Source organism: Brevundimonas phoenicis, assembly GCF_047237745.1.
Classification (GTDB): domain Bacteria; phylum Pseudomonadota; class Alphaproteobacteria; order Caulobacterales; family Caulobacteraceae; genus Brevundimonas.
In genome coordinates, this window is sequence record NZ_JBDFLN010000001.1 from 1,417,210 (window position 1) to 1,431,488 (window position 14,279).

Genomic DNA, 14,279 nt, shown 5'->3' on the forward strand with positions numbered 1-14,279 from the left:
ACGGGACTTGCTGTGATCGTTCCGAAGGGAGCGTCATGTCGGGACCACTATCAGTTGAAATCCGCAACCTCGTCGACCTGTCGGCCGAGGAGGGCGTCCAATGGAACAAGTGGGCGCGCGCGGACCCGGACCTGAGCAGCCCCTATTTCCGGTGGGAGTTCGCACGGACGGCCGGGCCGATCTGTCCCGGTTCGGCTGTGGCCGTCTTCAAACGGGACGGCCGCGTCGTCGGCTATTATCCGCATCAGCGTCGGGGCGGGACGGTTCAGCCCCTCGCCGCGCCGATGAACGACTATCACGGCGTCATCGGCCCGCGCGAGGACAAGCCTTCGATGCAGGAGGCGGCGGCCTTGATCGGCGCGCCGCGTTTCGCCGCCGCCGCCTGGATCGGCGAGGCGCCGCAGGCGATGCTGCGCAATCACAGCGTGGTTTCCGTGGTGCCGGATGAGGGCGGATTCGACGCCTGGTACGCACGACGCCGGAATGCCTTCCCGAAATACTTCAAGGACAAGGAGCGCTCTCGTCGCGGCCTGGACGGTGCGTTCAGGGCGGTCGAAATCGAGATCGAGCTGCACGATCACGCCCTGCTGAAACGCCTGATCATCGAGAAGAGCGAACAGTACCGCCGCACGGGGCATCACGACATCTTCGCCTGCGGCTGGACGGGCGACGTCCTGCACGCCTTGATGGATTGCCGGGGCGAGGACGGCTTCGGCGCCTCCATGGCCGTGCTGCGGGTGGACGGGCGGGTCGTCGCCATGGAGTACTCCATGCACGCCGGGCGTCATTTCCACCTGTGGTTCCCGGTCTATGAGCAGGAGGTCGCGCGCTGGTCGCCCGGCATCGTGCTGACGCAGGAGACGATCCGTCTGGGCTCGGAGCGCGGCTATCGCATCTTCGACTACGGCGTCGGCGTCGGCGGCAACTACAAGAAATACTATGACGACGGGGGCCTTGTGACCGTCGAAGGCGTTGTGGCTCGACCGGGCGTCGGCGTCGCCATGTGCGCGACGGCGAGCGCCGCCCTGGGCGTGCTGGGCCATGCACGGGCGGAGCGGTTGCGCATCAGCACGCGGCGGCGTTGGTCCGTGGTCGAGGCGTGTGAGACAAGTCTGGCCGGTCAGGCCTCGGGCGTGCTGAGAGCGGCCGCCGACATGGTGCGGAAACAAAAAGCGGCCGGCTCGGCCGATTGATGAGGAGAGCGGTATGACGGCTTCCATGACCCGCTACGCGGGCCCGATCACCCAGGCCGAGATCCACCCTCACGCCCTGGTGGCCGACGGCTTCGCCGAGGATCAGGCGCTGGCCGAGGTGCTGGACCGCTATCCGGCCGATTTGTTCGACATCAACCTGTACGACTATGACGACGAGGGTCAGGTCAGCCTGCGCACCGGCGCACGTGGAAAACTGAACGGCGCCGAACTGCTGGAGGCGATCCAGCAGGGCCGCCTGTGGGTCAATATGCGCAAGGTGGAGCAGGGCTGGCCCGAGCTGTGGCGCGCGGCCATGGTCGACTTCGAGCGCATACTGGGCGGCTATGGAGTGAAGGCGGCCAGCGCCAGCGGCCAGCTGATCCTGTCCTCGCCCAAGGCGCGGGTGCCCTACCACTTTGACGCCGGCGGCGTGGTGCTGTTGCACATGCGCGGCCGCAAGCGCCTGTTCGTCTATCCGGGTGATGAGGCCCATCTGCCGGAGCGCAGCATGGAGCAGGTCGTCACCCGCCAGACGACCGAAGAGATTCCCTATCGCCGCGCCTTCGAGGACGACGCTCGAATCGTCGATCTGGAGCCGGGCCAGGCGCTGACCTGGCCCTTCTATGCGCCGCATCGGGTGGAGAATCTGGACCGCTTCTGCGTCTCCCTGTCGGTGGAGTTCCAGAGCTGGCCGTCGCGTATCCGCAACGGGGCGCTTTACACCAACGCCTTCCTGCGCAGCCGGGGAGGGAAGCCGCGCACGACGGATCGCATGAGCAAGCCCGAACTGGCCGCGCGCTGGGCCGCTTCGGTGGCGTTGAAGCGCACGGGCCTGATGAAGAGCCGCATCGCCGCGTTCGAGCGGGATTTCGAGCCTGCTGTGGGCGCGACGGATGGCGCTGCGGCCTTGGCGCCGGATCGTGCAGGCGGTCCCGCAACCTGACGGTCGCCTTAGGTTAAAAGGGGTTCATGACCTCGATTTAAACTGACTTTGCGGGGCGCGGCCCTCAGTTTCGCCTGGACACAGAGACAGGGAGACCCCGCTGATGAAACCCGCTGCAATAGCCGCCGCCATGGGAACCGCACTGGCCGCATCCGCCGTTCTGGCGGCGCCGGCCATGGCCGAGGATGTGACGATCCGCAACGCCGTGGCGCGCGTCATCGTCATTCCGGAAGATCGCTCGGACGTCGGCGTCGAGATCACGCAGGGCTCGGCCGGCCTGCCGGAGCTTCGGATTGAACGCAGAGGCGCTCAGGTCCGCATCGATGGCGGCTTGGGACGCGGGCGCGGCATGAGCTTTAACGGCGGCCAGATCGGCTCGTGCAACAGCGGCCCCGCAGACGCTCGCCAACCCGGCGAAGGCGCGACGGTCGAGGTGCGCGGCAAGGGCCGCATCCGCATGGAGGAGGCCCCTCTGATCGTCCTACGCACGCCGCGCGACGTGGATGTCAGCGGCGGCGGCGCCATCTTCGGTTCGGTGGGGCGCGGCGCCCGGTCCGTCGAGTTGGGTAATGGAGGCTGCGGCTCGTGGACGGTGGCCAACGTTGATGGCGATGTGGACCTGTCGGTCGGCGGATCCGGCTCGATCCGGGCTGGTACGTCACGCAATCTGGAAGCTGCGGTCGGCGGTTCCGGTTCGGTCTTCGCCGGCGCCACGGGCAAGCTGGACGCCAGCGTCGGCGGTTCGGGCGGCATCGATGTAGCGCGTGTGGATGGAGAGACCAACGTCGCCATCGGCGGATCCGGCGGCGTGCGGGTGCGCGGCGGCCGCGCCTCGACCCTGGAAGTCTCAATCGGCAGTTCGGGCGACGTGAGCTTCGGCGGAACGGCGGGCGATGTTTCGGTCGCCATCGCTGGTTCGGGCGACGTGCGAGTGGCCGAAGCCACGGGCGCGGTGTCCCGCTCGATCGTGGGATCAGGGGATCTGCGCATCGGTCGCTGACGCCGCGCCCCCCTGAAGGAGAAGGCCCGGGAGCGTGGAACCCCTCGGGCCTTTTTCATGCCTGGAGCCCATCTGGCCCGGGCAAACAAAAACCCCGGCGGATCGCTCCGCCGGGGTTTCGTTGATCCGTGCGGTCGGAAGACCGCGAAGATCGCTTAGAGGCCGAGCAGGGCGGACACGCCGTTGTGCGTGCGGCCCAGGTTGGCGCCGGCTTGGTCGCGGGCTTGCAGACCGCCGCCGAAGCTGTAGCGCATGCCGATCTTGAAGACGTTGGCGTCGACGTCCAGGTCCGAGGACTTGACGTAGTCGTAGCCGCCGAAGACCGAGTACGGCGAGTTGGCGAACTGGTACTCAGCAGCCACGCCGGCCGACCAGGCGTCGACGTCGCTGTTGCCGATGAACATGTTGTCGGCGTCGACGTTGGTGTAGGCGGCGCCGCCGCTCAGGCGCAGTTGCGGCGTGGCGTAGAAGGCGGCGTCGCCGGCCACGGTCCAGATGTCGGCGTCAGCCGCGGTGCCGTACGAGACGACGCCCGTCAGGGTGGCGCGGTCCAGGTACTTCTGACCTTCCAGGCCGAAGGTGTTCAGCGTGGTGTTGCCCAGTTCCGAAGCGGCGTAGAAGCCGCCGAAGCGCATGTCTTCGATCTTCTTCGACAGGTGCACGGCGCCGGCCAGGGTGGTTTCGTCGCCGGCGTGCTGGACGTCGGTGTAGGCGGCTTCAGCGTTGAAGGTGACGGTCCAGTCGCCGAACACCGGCGAAGCGACGGTGCCGTCGATGACGCCGCGGTTCACGTCGGTGCCTTCGACGTCAGCGTAGTTGTAGGCGATGCCGACCGAGCCGATGGCGTCTTGAGCGAAGGCGGGAGCGGCGATCAGGGTCGCGGCGGCGACCGAAGCGAGAAAGACGGTTTTCATTTTTTTTGTCCTTATGTACTGCCGCCAAACAAGCTTGGCCCGTCCGGCGATGAGCGAGACATAGGTCGCTCTTTGGCGCTTTGCCGTAACAAACATGTCATGCAGAGGTCACATCAGGGGCGATGTTGCCCAAAAGTGACGCATTGCGGCATAACTGCGTCAGTATGCGGCGCGCATTGCGGCGACGCCTTTCCGTGGTGTTCATCTGGCCGTTTTCCCGCCTCAGTCCCTAACGGTCGGCCCGTGTTATGTTGCGGTGCGGCGGTCGGGGAGGGGCGCGGGCGACGTGAGTCGCAAACCCTGACGGGGCGGGGATTTCCGCGCTTGACGGAAACGGAATCGGAAGGCATAAGCACCCCTCTTGTTGGACCGGCTGTGCACTTTCGGGTGCAGACGCGGTCCGCAGGGACGACCTAAGTTACTGTTCTTTGCAGCTTCTTGGGAACTTACGGCCTTCGCGGGGGACTGCGTGGGCCGCTCGTTTTTGCGGATTTGCGTTTCCTGGGAGCGAGTGATCGCTCTGAGGCTTCGGTCTTTGAAATGGTTCACAGGGACGCGGCTCCGGCCGCATGGGAATAACAACCGATATGGATCAAAGCATCCGCATCAGGCTCAAGGCCTTCGATCACCGCGTCCTCGACTTTTCGACGCGCGAAATCGTTAACACCGCCAAGCGCACGGGCGCGACCGTTCGTGGTCCGATCCCGCTGCCGACCCTGATCGAAAAGTTCACCGTGAACCGCTCGCCGCACGTCGACAAGAAGTCGCGCGAGCAGTTTGAAATCCGCACGCACAAGCGCGTGCTCGACATCGTCGACCCCACCCCGCAGACCGTGGACGCGCTCATGAAGCTCGACCTGTCCGCCGGCGTGGACGTCGAGATCAAGATCTAAGAAAGAAAGAGGCGGGATCCGACATGCGCACGGGCGTGATCGCCAAGAAGCTGGGGATGACCCGCGTGTTCGCCGATGACGGCGCACACGTTCCGGTCACTGTGCTCCAGCTCGACGGCTGCCAAGTCGTCGGCCAACGTACCAAGGAGCGCGACGGTTACGTCGCCCTTCAGCTGGGCGCTGGCGTTAAGAAGGCCAAGAACACGGCCAAGGCTCAACGCGAAGTCTTCGCGAAGGCCGAGGTCGAGCCTAAGGCCTATGTAACCGAGTTCCGCGTGGGTGAAGACGCCCTGCTGGACGTGGGCGCCGAACTGTCGGCCGACCACTTCCTCGCGGGCCAGAAGGTCGACATCCAGGGCCATACCATTGGTAAGGGCTTTGCCGGCGCCATGAAGCGCTGGAACTTCGGTGGTCTGCGCGCCTCGCACGGCGTGTCGATTTCGCACCGTTCGCATGGTTCGACCGGCCAGCGTCAAGATCCGGGCAAGGTCTTCAAGGGCAAGAAGATGGCTGGCCATCTCGGCCAGGAAGTCGTCACGACCCAGAACCTGACCGTCGTCCGCGTCGACGCCGAGCGTGGCCTGATCCTGATCAAGGGCGCTGTCCCGGGTCACGACGGCGCCTACGTCAAGGTCAGCGACGCCATCAAGAAGGCCCGTCCTTCGGACGCCCCGTTCCCGGGCGCCGTGAAGTCGGCCGCTGCTCAACCCGCTTCGACCCCGGCTGAAGCGCCGGCCGTGGAAGCGACCGAAGGCGGTGAAGCGTAATGAAACTCTCGGTCATCAAACTCGACGGCAAGGCTGCTGGCGACGTTGAGCTGTCGGACGCCGTCTTCGGCATCTCCGACATCCGCGGCGACCTGCTGGCCCGTTACGTCAACTGGCAGCTGGCCAAGCGCCGCGCCGGTACGCACAAGGTTCAAACCCGCAACGAGAACTCTCGTACGGGCAAGAAGATGTACAAGCAGAAGGGCACCGGCGGCGCTCGTCACGGTTCGCGCCGTGCGCCGCAGTTCGTCGGCGGTTCGCGCGCCTTCGGTCCGGTTGTCCGTGACCACGGCTACTCGCTGCCGAAGAAGGTCCGCGCCCTGGCTCTGCGTCACGCCCTGTCGTCCAAGGCCAAGGCCGGCGATCTGGTCGTCGTCGACAGCGTCTCGGTCAAGGAAGCCAAGACGGCCTCGCTGCGCGAGATCTTCGGCAAGCTGGGCTGGACCAAGGCTCTGATCATCGCGGGTCCGGAAGTTGAAACCAACTTCGGCCTGGCCGCGCGCAACATCCCGCACATCGACGTCCTGCCGAACGCCGGCCTGAACGTCTATGACATCCTGCGGGCCGACAAACTGGTGCTGACCAAGGCGGCTGTTGAAGCCATCGAGGCGCGCTTCGCTGAGAAGGAAGCCGCATAATGGCCGCCGCTCAACCCACCGCCAAGCACTACGACACCATCCTGGCTCCGGTGATCACCGAGAAGGCCACGATCCTGTCGGAGCAGAACAAGGTCGTCTTCCGCGTCGCCGGCACGGCGACCAAGGACGAGATCGCCGCTGCGGTCGAAAGCCTGTTCAAAGTCAACGTCCTCAAGGTCAACACCCTGGTTCAAAAGGGCAAGACCAAGCGCTTCCGGGGCATCCTGGGCCGTCGCGTGGACATCAAGAAAGCGATCGTGACGCTGGCCGATGGTCAGTCGATCGACGTCACGACGGGGCTCTAAGAAGATGGCTCTGAAGCATTACAATCCGACGTCGCCGGGCCGCCGCGCCCTGGTGCTGGTCGACCGTTCCGAGCTGCACAAAGGCCGCCCGGAGAAGTCGCTGACCGAAGGCCTGACCAAGTCGGGCGGTCGTGGTCAGGGCGGTCGCATCGCTGTCCGCTTCCGCGGCGGCGGCGCCAAGAAGCTGTACCGCAAGATCGACTTCAAGCGTCGCAAGTTCGACGTGGTCGGCACGGTCGAGCGTCTGGAATACGACCCCAACCGCACCGCCTTCATCGCCCTGGTTGTCTACCCGGACGGCGAGAAGACCTACATCATCGCGCCTCAGCGCCTTCACGCCGGCGACACCATCGTCGCGGGTGAGAAGGTCGACGTGAAGCCGGGCAACGCCATGCCGCTGCGCTCGATCCCCGTCGGCACCATCATCCACAACGTGGAGATGAAGCCGGGCAAGGGCGCTCAGCTGGCCCGTTCGGCCGGCGCCTACGCTCAACTGGTCGGTCGCGACCAGGGCTACGCTCAGATCCGTCTGGGCTCGGGCGAGCTTCGCATGGTCCTGGACGGCTGCATGGCCGTGGTCGGCGCCGTGTCGAACCCCGAGCACATGAACCAGAACCTGGGCAAGGCGGGCCGCAAGCGTCACATGGGCTGGCGTCCGCACGTCCGCGGCGTCGCCATGAACCCGATCGACCACCCGCACGGTGGTGGTGAAGGCCGGACCTCTGGTGGTCGTACCCCGGTTACGCCGTGGGGCAAGGACACCAAGGGCACCCGTACCCGCAAGAACAAGGCCACGGATAAGTTCATCATCCGTAGCCGTCACGTGAAGAAGGCTCGCTAAGAATGGCCCGCTCCTCCTGGAAAGGCCCGTTTGTCGACGGGTATCTGCTCAAGAAGGCCGACGCCGCTCAATCGTCGGGCCGCAAGGACGTGATCAAGACGTGGTCGCGCCGCTCCACCATCCTGCCGCAGTTCGTCGGTCTGACGTTCGGCGTCCACAACGGCCAGAAGCATGTGCCGGTGTCGGTCTCCGAAGAAATGGTCGGCATGAAGTTCGGCGAGTTCGCCCCGACCCGGAACTTCCCGGGCCACGCGGCGGACAAGAAGGCCAAGAGGAAGTAATCCATGGCCCAGACCAAGAACCCCCGTCGCGTTGAAGCGACCGAGGCCCGCGCCAAGCTGGTCAACGTCCGCATCAGCCCGCAGAAGCTGAACCTGGTGGCCGCGTCGATCCGCGGTCTGCCGGTCCAGAAGGCGCTGAACGAGCTGGAATTCAGCCACAAGCGCATCGCTGGCGATGTCCGCAAGGTTCTGTACTCGGCGATCTCGAACGCCGAGAACAACCACAACCTCGACATCGACAACCTGGTTGTCGCCGAGGCCTTCGTGGGCAAGAACCTGGTGATGAAGCGTTTCGCGAGCCGCGCTCGCGGTCGCTCCTCGCGCATCCTGAAACCCTTTAGCGAGATCACGATCGTGGTCCGTGAAGCCGGCGAGGCTGCCTGATGGGACAGAAAATCAATCCGATCGGTCTGCGCCTCGGCGTGAACCGCACGTGGGACAGCCGCTGGTTCGCCGGCGGCGCTGACTACGCCAAACTGCTCCACCAGGATCTGAAGCTGCGCACGTGGCTGAAGGAACGCCTGTCGGCCGCCGGCGTGTCGCGCATCATCATCGAGCGCCCCCACAAGAAGTGCCGCGTGACGATCTACGCCGCCCGTCCGGGCGTCGTGATCGGCAAGAAGGGCGCTGATATCGAGAAGCTCCGCAAGGACATCTCGGCCCGCACCGAAGGCGAAGTTCACCTGAACATCGTCGAGGTCCGCAAGCCGGAGACCGACGCTCAGCTGATCGCCGAGAACATCGCTCAGCAGCTGGAACGCCGTATCGCGTTCCGCCGCGCCATGAAGCGTTCGATGCAGTCGGCCATGCGCCTGGGCGCCAAGGGCGTCCGCATCAACGTGTCGGGCCGTCTGGGCGGCGCCGAAATCGCTCGTATGGAATGGTACCGCGAAGGTCGCGTGCCGCTTCACACGCTGCGCGCCGACATCGACTACGGCTTCTATGAAGCCAAGACGACCTACGGCATCATCGGCGTGAAGGTCTGGGTGTTTAAGGGTGAAGTGCTCGAGCACGACCCGATGGCCCAGGACAAGCGTTGGGCCCAGGAAGCCTCGGGTCCGTCGTCCAACGAAGGCCGTGAGCGCGGCCCCCGCGGTGATCGCGGTCCGCGCCGTGGTCGTGAGGGCTGATAGGCCATGTTGCAACCGAAAAAGACCAAGTACCGCAAGGCCTTCAAGGGCCGCATCCACGGCTCGTCCAAGGGTGGTTTCTCGCTGAACTTCGGCTCCTACGGCCTGAAGGCCGTCGAGCCGGAGCGCATCACGGCGCGTCAGATCGAAGCGGCTCGCCGCGCGATCACCCGTCAGATGAAGCGTCAGGGCCGCGTCTGGATCCGTATCTTCCCCGACGTGCCGGTCTCCGGCAAGCCGGCTGAAGTGCGGATGGGTAAGGGCAAGGGCGCGGTGGACCACTGGGCCGCTCGCGTGGCCCCGGGCCGCATCATGTTCGAAATCGACGGCGTGCCGGACGACGTGGCTCGTGAAGCGCTGCGCCTCGGCGCCGCCAAGCTGCCGATCCGCACCAAGGTGGTCACCCGCCTGGACGCCGGCATCGTTACGGAGCAAGCCGCCTAATGACCAAGATCGCCGATCTCCGGTCGCAAACCGTCGACCAACTGTCCGACGAGCTGCTGAAGCTCAAGAAGGAACAGTTCAACCTGCGCTTCCAGGCCGCCACCGGCCAGATGGAAAAGACCCACCGGGTCTCGGAAGTGCGCAAGGACATCGCTCGCATCTCGACGCTTCTGCGCGAGAAGCGTGCGGCCTCGTAAGGAAACACCGATGCCCAAACGCATTCTTGAAGGCGTGGTCGTCTCCGACAAGGGCGACAAGACCGTCGTCGTGAAGGTCGAGCGCACCCTGCTGCACCCGCTGCTCCGCAAGACGGTCCGCAAGTCCAAGAACTACCACGCCCACGATGAAGCTAACGCTCTCAAAGTCGGCGATATCGCGCGCATCATCGAATGCGCCCCCAAGTCCAAGCTGAAGCGCTGGGAAATCATTTCCCCGGCCTCGGCTTCGTAAGAAGAAGGATCGGATCCCATGATCCAGATGCAAACTAACCTGGAGGTCGCCGATAACTCGGGCGCTCGCCGGGTCATGTGCATCAAGGTGTTGGGCGGCTCCAAGCGCCGCTACGCCTCGATCGGCGACACCATCGTCGCCTCGGTGAAGGAAGCGATTCCGCGCGGCCGCGTGAAGAAGGGCGACGTCGTTCGCGCCATCGTCGTGCGCACCGCCAAGGACATCCAGCGCAAGGACGGCTCGGTCATTCGTTTTGACAAGTCGGCCGCCGTCATCGTCAACAAGCAGAACGAGCCTGTCGGCACCCGTATCTTCGGCCCGGTTCCGCGCGAGCTGCGCGCCAAGAACCACATGAAGATCATCTCGCTGGCTCCGGAGGTTCTGTAACCATGGCCGCCAAGATCAAGAAGGGCGACAACGTCGTCGTCCTGACCGGCAAGGACAAGGGCCGCACCGGCAAGGTGATGCAGGTTCTGCCGACCGAAAACCGCGTCGTCGTGCAAGGCGTCAACATGGTTCAGCGCCACACGCGCCCGACCCAGGCTGACCCGCAAGGCGGCATCAAGCACAAGGAAGCCTCGCTTCACCTGTCGAACGTCGCGATCGCCGACGCCAACGGCAAGGCGACCCGCGTGGGCTTCAAGGTCGAGGGGGACAAGAAGGTCCGCTTCGCCAAGTCGACGGGAGACGTCATCTGATGGCCGACACCAAGTACACGCCGCGCCTCAAGGCCGAGTATCAGGACCGCATCCGCGGCGTCCTGAAGGAAAAGTTCGGCTACTCCAACGAGATGCAGATCCCCAAGCTGGACAAGATCGTCCTGAACATGGGTATCGGTGAAGCTGTCGCCGACTCCAAGAAGGCCAACGCGGCCCTCAAGGATCTGACGGCCATCGCCGGTCAGAAGGCTGTGCCGACCAAGGCTCGTAACTCCATCGCCGGCTTCAAGCTGCGCGAAGGCATGGTCATTGGCGGCAAGGTCACGCTGCGCGGCGCCCAGATGTACGAGTTCCTGGACCGCTTCATCACGATCGCCCTGCCGCGCGTGAAGGACTTCCGGGGCCTGAAGGGCACTTCGTTCGACGGTCGCGGCAACTACGCCACGGGTCTGAAGGAGCACATCGTGTTCCCGGAGATCAACTACGACCAGATCGACCAGATGTGGGGCATGGACATCGTTGTCTGCACCACGGCCAAGACCGATGAGGAAGCCAAGGCTCTCCTCACCGAGTTCAAGTTCCCGTTCGTGAACTGATCGGGAAGGGAAGAGAACAATGGCTAAGAAAAGCGCCGTAAACCGCAACGAAGCCGTCAAGGCCCTGGTTGCGAAGTATGCCGCGAAGCGGGAAGCCCTGAAGGCGACCGCCAACGACGAGAGCCTGCCGCTGGAGGAGCGCTTCGACGCGCGCCTGAAGCTGGCCGCCCTGCCGCGTAACTCCGCGCCGACCCGCATTCGCAACCGTTGCGAAGTCACGGGCCGCCCGCGGGCTTACTACCGCAAGCTCAAGATGAGCCGTGTCGCCCTGCGTGAGCTGGGCAACATGGGTCAGATCCCCGGCCTGACGAAGTCGAGCTGGTAAGGGGAGCGAACAGATATGATGATCAACGATCCCCTGAGCGACATGATCGCTCGCATCAAGAACGCGGCCACCCGCAAGCGTTCGTCGGTGCTCACCCCGGCTTCCCGTCTGCGTCAGCGCGTCCTCGACGTGCTGCAGGACGAAGGCTACATCCGCGGCTACTCGCTGGTTCAAAACCCCGGTGAGTTTCCGCAGTTCGAGATCGAGCTGAAGTACTTCGACGGCCAGCCGGTGATCGCCGAGATCGCCCGCGTGTCGAAGCCCGGCCGCCGCGTCTATTCGGCCATCAGCGATCTGAAGCCGATCAAGAACGGCCTCGGCATCTCGATCCTTTCGACTTCGAAGGGCGTCATGTCCGACGCCGCCGCCCGCGACGCTAACGTCGGCGGCGAAGTCCTCTGCAGGGTCTACTGATATGTCTCGTATCGGCAAGAAAACCATCGCTGTGCCGAAGGGCGTGACTGTCACGCTCAACGGCCAGGCCGTCACCGTGAAGGGTCCGAAGGGCGAACGCTCCTGGACCGTCGCCGAAGAGATCGAAGTCACGCAGGAAGGCGACGAACTGTCGCTGACCCCGCGTTCGGACACCCAGCGCGCTCGCGCCATGTGGGGTCTGTCGCGCACCCTGGTCGCCAACATGGTGACCGGTGTGACCGACGGCTTCGAGAAGACCCTGGAACTGGTCGGCGTCGGTTACCGCGCCGCCCTGAAGGGCAAGGATCTCTCGCTGCAGCTCGGCTTCTCGCACGACGTGGACATCGTTCCGCCGGAAGGCATCACCTTCGCCGTGCCGAAGCAGACCGAGATCAAGATCTCGGGCAACGACAAGCAGGCTGTGGGCGAAATCGCCGCCGTCATCCGCAAGATGCGTCCGCCGGAACCCTATAAGGGCAAGGGCGTGCGCTACCAGGGCGAGTTCGTCCGGCGCAAGGAAGGCAAGAAGAAGTAAGTCATGGCTCTCTCTCTTCAACAACAAGCCAAGCGCCGCGCCGAGCGCACCCGTCGTCGCCTCAAGGCGGTGGCCAATGGTCGTCTGCGTCTGTCGGTCTTCCGTTCGGACAAGAACATCTCGGCTCAGATCATCGACGATGCCCAGGGCATCACGGTGGCTTCCGCCTCGTCGCTGGAAGGCGGCAAGGGTTCCAAGGGTTCGGACGTCGCAGCCGCCGCCAAGATTGGCAAGCTGATCGCCGAGCGCGCCATCGAGAAGGGCGTCACGGACGTCGTCTTCGACCGTGGCGGCTACATCTATCACGGCCGGGTCAAGGCGCTGGCGGAAGCCGCGCGCGAAGCCGGTCTGAACTTCTAAGGGAACGGCAAGCATGGCTCGTGAACCCCAACGCGGCGGCGGCGATCGCAACCGTCGCGACAACCGCAACGCTCCCGTTGAAGGTCCGGATTCGGACATCATCGAGAAGCTGGTGCACATCAACCGCGTCGCCGCCACCGTCAAAGGCGGCCGCCGGTTCTCGTTCGCGGCCCTGATGGTCGTCGGCGACGGCAAAGGCCGCGTCGGCTTCGGTCACGGCAAGGCGCGCGAAGTGCCGGAAGCCATCCGTAAGGCGACCGAAGAAGCCAAGAAGACCATGATCAAGGTTCCGCTGCGCGAGAACCGCACCCTGCACCACGACGGCTCGGGCCGTTGGGGCGCCGGCAAGATCATGATGCGCGCTGCCCCTCCGGGCACGGGCGTCATCGCGGGCGGTCCGATGCGTGCGGTCCTCGAAACCCTCGGCGTCCAGGACGTCGTGGGCAAGTCGACCGGCTCTTCGAACCCCTACAACATGATCCGCGCCACCTTCGAAGCTCTGAAGGTTCAGTCGTCGCCGCGCCAGATCGCCTCCAAGCGGGGCAAGAAGGTGTCCGACCTGATGGGCCGCCGCAATGACGGCGCCTCGGCGCCGGAAGCCGTGGAGGGCTGATAGATGGCCAAGACCGAAAACAAGACTGTGACCGTCCGTCAGACGGCGAGCCCGATCCGCCGCAAGTCGGATCAGCGCGCCACCCTGGTGGGCCTGGGTCTCAACCAGATCGGCCGTGAGTCGACCCTGGAAGACACCCCCTCCGTCCGTGGGATGATCGCCAAGGTCGCCCACATGGTGGAAGTGGTCGAGAAGTAAGACGGTTCGCCCTCTCCCGTTCGCGGGGGAGGGCGTTTCGCTTTATGAAGGAAGCATCTTGCGATGCTGACGCGGGTCGCTTAATCAGCGGCCCTTCAATTTATCCAACGCCGAGTCAGGACCGCCTGGCGGACCTGGCGCTAGCACCCGAAAGGATCAGGCAATGAAGCTGAACGAAATCCGTGACAACGAAGGCGCCGCCAAGAAGCGTATGCGCGTCGGCCGCGGCCCGGGCTCGGGCAAGGGCAAGACCGCCGGTCGCGGCGTCAAGGGTCAGAAGTCGCGTTCGGGCGTCGCCATCGGCGGATTCGAAGGCGGCCAGATGCCGCTGTACATGCGTATGCCGAAGCGCGGCTTCAACGTGCCGAACGCGCCGAAGCTGGCTGAAGTCAACCTGTGGCGCCTGCAAGAGGCCGTCGACGCCGGCAAGCTGGACGCCAAGGCCGAGATCAACGGCGCGGCCCTGGTCGCCGCCGGCGTGATCCGTCGCGTCAAGGACGGCGTGCGCGTCCTGGGCGAAGGCGAACTGAAGGCCAAGCTGAACCTGGTCGTGTGGTCGGCCTCGTCGGGCGCCGTCAAGGCGATCGAAGCCGCCGGCGGCTCGGTCACCCAGCAGCGCATCGAAGCCGAAGCTAAGGCTGCGGCTCGCCTCGAAAAGCGCAACGCCGCTCGCGGCAAGGCGCCGGAACCCAAGGCTCCGAAGGGCGACGCCAACAAGATCTCGGCTCGCGCCAAGCGCACCGCCGCCAAGGCCTAAAATCCGATATCGTCATCCCGTCG

Annotated in this window: 25 protein-coding genes; 24 read left to right on the forward strand and 1 reads right to left on the reverse strand. The window is 65.0% G+C overall.

Going from position 1 to position 14,279, the window contains the following annotated elements; genetic code table 11:
• The first annotated feature begins 35 nt into the window (after positions 1–35).
• From ABC419_RS07025 to ABC419_RS07035, 3 genes are all read left to right on the forward strand, one after another.
• Complete coding sequence (locus ABC419_RS07025; protein WP_412877917.1) at positions 36–1,193, forward strand: GNAT family N-acetyltransferase; 1,158 nt, start codon at positions 36–38, stop codon at positions 1,191–1,193.
• 25 nt (positions 1,194–1,218) lie between these two features.
• Positions 1,219–2,136 carry a transcriptional regulator gene (locus ABC419_RS07030; RefSeq protein WP_412877916.1) on the forward strand — a complete coding sequence of 306 codons (918 nt, stop codon included), beginning with the start codon at positions 1,219–1,221 and terminating at the stop codon, positions 2,134–2,136.
• A 103-nt stretch (positions 2,137–2,239) separates the two neighbouring features.
• Positions 2,240–3,136, forward strand: coding sequence for a head GIN domain-containing protein (locus tag ABC419_RS07035; protein ID WP_412877915.1), 897 nt, complete (start codon positions 2,240–2,242; stop codon positions 3,134–3,136).
• 155 nt (positions 3,137–3,291) lie between these two features.
• Here ABC419_RS07035 and ABC419_RS07040 read toward each other — a convergent pair whose 3' ends face one another.
• On the reverse strand, positions 3,292–4,050 hold the full coding sequence (locus ABC419_RS07040; protein WP_292056208.1) for an outer membrane protein: 759 nt from the start codon (positions 4,048–4,050) through the stop codon (positions 3,292–3,294).
• Positions 4,051–4,637: 587 nt separating this feature from the next.
• On the opposite strand from ABC419_RS07040, the gene rpsJ reads away from it, so the two are divergent.
• From rpsJ to rplO, 21 genes are all read left to right on the forward strand, one after another.
• Positions 4,638–4,943: a 30S ribosomal protein S10 gene (gene rpsJ, locus ABC419_RS07045; protein WP_003164367.1), complete on the forward strand. Its 306-nt coding sequence runs from the start codon at positions 4,638–4,640 to the stop codon at positions 4,941–4,943.
• A 23-nt stretch (positions 4,944–4,966) separates the two neighbouring features.
• Complete coding sequence (gene rplC / locus ABC419_RS07050; RefSeq protein ID WP_087139530.1) at positions 4,967–5,710, forward strand: 50S ribosomal protein L3; 744 nt, start codon at positions 4,967–4,969, stop codon at positions 5,708–5,710.
• The gene (rplD, locus tag ABC419_RS07055) at positions 5,710–6,348 is read left to right on the forward strand and encodes a 50S ribosomal protein L4 (protein WP_412877914.1); all 639 of its coding nucleotides are present in this window, start codon (positions 5,710–5,712) and stop codon (positions 6,346–6,348) included. The genes rplC and rplD overlap by 1 nt, the downstream gene beginning before the upstream one ends.
• Positions 6,348–6,653, forward strand: a complete 306-nt coding sequence (locus ABC419_RS07060; protein ID WP_003170030.1) for a 50S ribosomal protein L23 — start codon at positions 6,348–6,350, stop codon at positions 6,651–6,653. Before rplD ends, ABC419_RS07060 begins: the two co-directional genes overlap by 1 nt.
• 4 nt (positions 6,654–6,657) lie before the next feature.
• The gene (rplB, locus tag ABC419_RS07065) at positions 6,658–7,494 is read left to right on the forward strand and encodes a 50S ribosomal protein L2 (RefSeq protein WP_003164371.1); all 837 of its coding nucleotides are present in this window, start codon (positions 6,658–6,660) and stop codon (positions 7,492–7,494) included.
• Between the two features lie 2 nt (positions 7,495–7,496).
• Positions 7,497–7,775 carry a 30S ribosomal protein S19 gene (gene rpsS / locus ABC419_RS07070; RefSeq protein ID WP_003164372.1) on the forward strand — a complete coding sequence of 93 codons (279 nt, stop codon included), beginning with the start codon at positions 7,497–7,499 and terminating at the stop codon, positions 7,773–7,775.
• Positions 7,776–7,778: 3 nt separating this feature from the next.
• Positions 7,779–8,159 carry a 50S ribosomal protein L22 gene (gene rplV, locus ABC419_RS07075; RefSeq protein ID WP_003164373.1) on the forward strand — a complete coding sequence of 127 codons (381 nt, stop codon included), beginning with the start codon at positions 7,779–7,781 and terminating at the stop codon, positions 8,157–8,159.
• Entirely contained in the window at positions 8,159–8,905 is a 747-nt protein-coding gene (rpsC, locus tag ABC419_RS07080; protein WP_003164374.1) for a 30S ribosomal protein S3, read from the forward strand. Before rplV ends, rpsC begins: the two co-directional genes overlap by 1 nt.
• 6 nt (positions 8,906–8,911) lie before the next feature.
• Positions 8,912–9,349 carry a 50S ribosomal protein L16 gene (rplP, locus tag ABC419_RS07085; RefSeq protein ID WP_003164375.1) on the forward strand — a complete coding sequence of 146 codons (438 nt, stop codon included), beginning with the start codon at positions 8,912–8,914 and terminating at the stop codon, positions 9,347–9,349.
• Positions 9,349–9,546, forward strand: coding sequence for a 50S ribosomal protein L29 (gene rpmC, locus ABC419_RS07090; RefSeq protein ID WP_003164376.1), 198 nt, complete (start codon positions 9,349–9,351; stop codon positions 9,544–9,546). Before rplP ends, rpmC begins: the two co-directional genes overlap by 1 nt.
• A 10-nt stretch (positions 9,547–9,556) precedes the next feature.
• Entirely contained in the window at positions 9,557–9,799 is a 243-nt protein-coding gene (gene rpsQ, locus ABC419_RS07095; RefSeq protein WP_087139529.1) for a 30S ribosomal protein S17, read from the forward strand.
• Between the two features lie 18 nt (positions 9,800–9,817).
• Positions 9,818–10,186 (forward strand): 50S ribosomal protein L14, encoded by a 369-nt coding sequence (gene rplN, locus ABC419_RS07100; protein ID WP_003164378.1) that lies wholly within the window; start codon positions 9,818–9,820, stop codon positions 10,184–10,186.
• Positions 10,187–10,188: 2 nt separating this feature from the next.
• Complete coding sequence (gene rplX / locus ABC419_RS07105) at positions 10,189–10,497, forward strand: 50S ribosomal protein L24 (RefSeq protein ID WP_125899651.1); 309 nt, start codon at positions 10,189–10,191, stop codon at positions 10,495–10,497.
• A complete protein-coding gene (rplE, locus tag ABC419_RS07110; protein WP_087139527.1) occupies positions 10,497–11,054 on the forward strand; it encodes a 50S ribosomal protein L5 in 558 nt (185 codons plus the stop codon). Before rplX ends, rplE begins: the two co-directional genes overlap by 1 nt.
• Positions 11,055–11,073: 19 nt before the next feature.
• Entirely contained in the window at positions 11,074–11,379 is a 306-nt protein-coding gene (rpsN, locus tag ABC419_RS07115; protein WP_003164381.1) for a 30S ribosomal protein S14, read from the forward strand.
• Between the two features lie 15 nt (positions 11,380–11,394).
• Positions 11,395–11,793, forward strand: a complete 399-nt coding sequence (rpsH, locus tag ABC419_RS07120; RefSeq protein ID WP_087139526.1) for a 30S ribosomal protein S8 — start codon at positions 11,395–11,397, stop codon at positions 11,791–11,793.
• A gap of 1 nt (position 11,794) precedes the next feature.
• Positions 11,795–12,328, forward strand: coding sequence for a 50S ribosomal protein L6 (gene rplF / locus ABC419_RS07125; RefSeq protein WP_087139525.1), 534 nt, complete (start codon positions 11,795–11,797; stop codon positions 12,326–12,328).
• Between the two features lie 3 nt (positions 12,329–12,331).
• Positions 12,332–12,688, forward strand: a complete 357-nt coding sequence (rplR, locus tag ABC419_RS07130; protein WP_003164382.1) for a 50S ribosomal protein L18 — start codon at positions 12,332–12,334, stop codon at positions 12,686–12,688.
• A 13-nt stretch (positions 12,689–12,701) separates the two neighbouring features.
• Positions 12,702–13,301: a 30S ribosomal protein S5 gene (gene rpsE, locus ABC419_RS07135; protein ID WP_003164383.1), complete on the forward strand. Its 600-nt coding sequence runs from the start codon at positions 12,702–12,704 to the stop codon at positions 13,299–13,301.
• Positions 13,302–13,304: 3 nt separating this feature from the next.
• The gene (gene rpmD / locus ABC419_RS07140) at positions 13,305–13,499 is read left to right on the forward strand and encodes a 50S ribosomal protein L30 (RefSeq protein WP_003164384.1); all 195 of its coding nucleotides are present in this window, start codon (positions 13,305–13,307) and stop codon (positions 13,497–13,499) included.
• Between the two features lie 163 nt (positions 13,500–13,662).
• Entirely contained in the window at positions 13,663–14,256 is a 594-nt protein-coding gene (rplO, locus tag ABC419_RS07145) for a 50S ribosomal protein L15 (protein WP_076224065.1), read from the forward strand.
• Positions 14,257–14,279: the final 23 nt, after the last annotated feature.

Bases quoted from the DNA above. Each gene is read 5' to 3' on its own strand.
- rpsC (WP_003164374.1), top strand. From the start codon at position 8,159: ATGGGACAGAAAATCAATCCGATCGGTCTGCGCCTCGGCGTGAACCGC.
- rplO (WP_076224065.1), top strand. From the start codon at position 13,663: ATGAAGCTGAACGAAATCCGTGACAACGAAGGCGCCGCCAAGAAGCGT.
- ABC419_RS07030 (WP_412877916.1), top strand. From the start codon at position 1,219: ATGACCCGCTACGCGGGCCCGATCACCCAGGCCGAGATCCACCCTCAC.
- ABC419_RS07025 (WP_412877917.1), top strand. From the start codon at position 36: ATGTCGGGACCACTATCAGTTGAAATCCGCAACCTCGTCGACCTGTCG.
- rplF (WP_087139525.1), top strand. From the start codon at position 11,795: ATGTCTCGTATCGGCAAGAAAACCATCGCTGTGCCGAAGGGCGTGACT.
- ABC419_RS07040 (WP_292056208.1), bottom strand. From the start codon at position 4,050: ATGAAAACCGTCTTTCTCGCTTCGGTCGCCGCCGCGACCCTGATCGCC.
- rplB (WP_003164371.1), top strand. From the start codon at position 6,658: ATGGCTCTGAAGCATTACAATCCGACGTCGCCGGGCCGCCGCGCCCTG.
- rpsN (WP_003164381.1), top strand. From the start codon at position 11,074: ATGGCTAAGAAAAGCGCCGTAAACCGCAACGAAGCCGTCAAGGCCCTG.
- rplC (WP_087139530.1), top strand. From the start codon at position 4,967: ATGCGCACGGGCGTGATCGCCAAGAAGCTGGGGATGACCCGCGTGTTC.
- ABC419_RS07035 (WP_412877915.1), top strand. From the start codon at position 2,240: ATGAAACCCGCTGCAATAGCCGCCGCCATGGGAACCGCACTGGCCGCA.
- rpsQ (WP_087139529.1), top strand. From the start codon at position 9,557: ATGCCCAAACGCATTCTTGAAGGCGTGGTCGTCTCCGACAAGGGCGAC.
- rpsH (WP_087139526.1), top strand. From the start codon at position 11,395: ATGATGATCAACGATCCCCTGAGCGACATGATCGCTCGCATCAAGAAC.
- rplE (WP_087139527.1), top strand. From the start codon at position 10,497: ATGGCCGACACCAAGTACACGCCGCGCCTCAAGGCCGAGTATCAGGAC.
- rplD (WP_412877914.1), top strand. From the start codon at position 5,710: ATGAAACTCTCGGTCATCAAACTCGACGGCAAGGCTGCTGGCGACGTT.
- rplV (WP_003164373.1), top strand. From the start codon at position 7,779: ATGGCCCAGACCAAGAACCCCCGTCGCGTTGAAGCGACCGAGGCCCGC.
- rpsJ (WP_003164367.1), top strand. From the start codon at position 4,638: ATGGATCAAAGCATCCGCATCAGGCTCAAGGCCTTCGATCACCGCGTC.
- rplN (WP_003164378.1), top strand. From the start codon at position 9,818: ATGATCCAGATGCAAACTAACCTGGAGGTCGCCGATAACTCGGGCGCT.
- rplR (WP_003164382.1), top strand. From the start codon at position 12,332: ATGGCTCTCTCTCTTCAACAACAAGCCAAGCGCCGCGCCGAGCGCACC.
- rpmD (WP_003164384.1), top strand. From the start codon at position 13,305: ATGGCCAAGACCGAAAACAAGACTGTGACCGTCCGTCAGACGGCGAGC.
- rplX (WP_125899651.1), top strand. From the start codon at position 10,189: ATGGCCGCCAAGATCAAGAAGGGCGACAACGTCGTCGTCCTGACCGGC.
- rpsS (WP_003164372.1), top strand. From the start codon at position 7,497: ATGGCCCGCTCCTCCTGGAAAGGCCCGTTTGTCGACGGGTATCTGCTC.
- rplP (WP_003164375.1), top strand. From the start codon at position 8,912: ATGTTGCAACCGAAAAAGACCAAGTACCGCAAGGCCTTCAAGGGCCGC.
- rpsE (WP_003164383.1), top strand. From the start codon at position 12,702: ATGGCTCGTGAACCCCAACGCGGCGGCGGCGATCGCAACCGTCGCGAC.
- ABC419_RS07060 (WP_003170030.1), top strand. From the start codon at position 6,348: ATGGCCGCCGCTCAACCCACCGCCAAGCACTACGACACCATCCTGGCT.
- rpmC (WP_003164376.1), top strand. From the start codon at position 9,349: ATGACCAAGATCGCCGATCTCCGGTCGCAAACCGTCGACCAACTGTCC.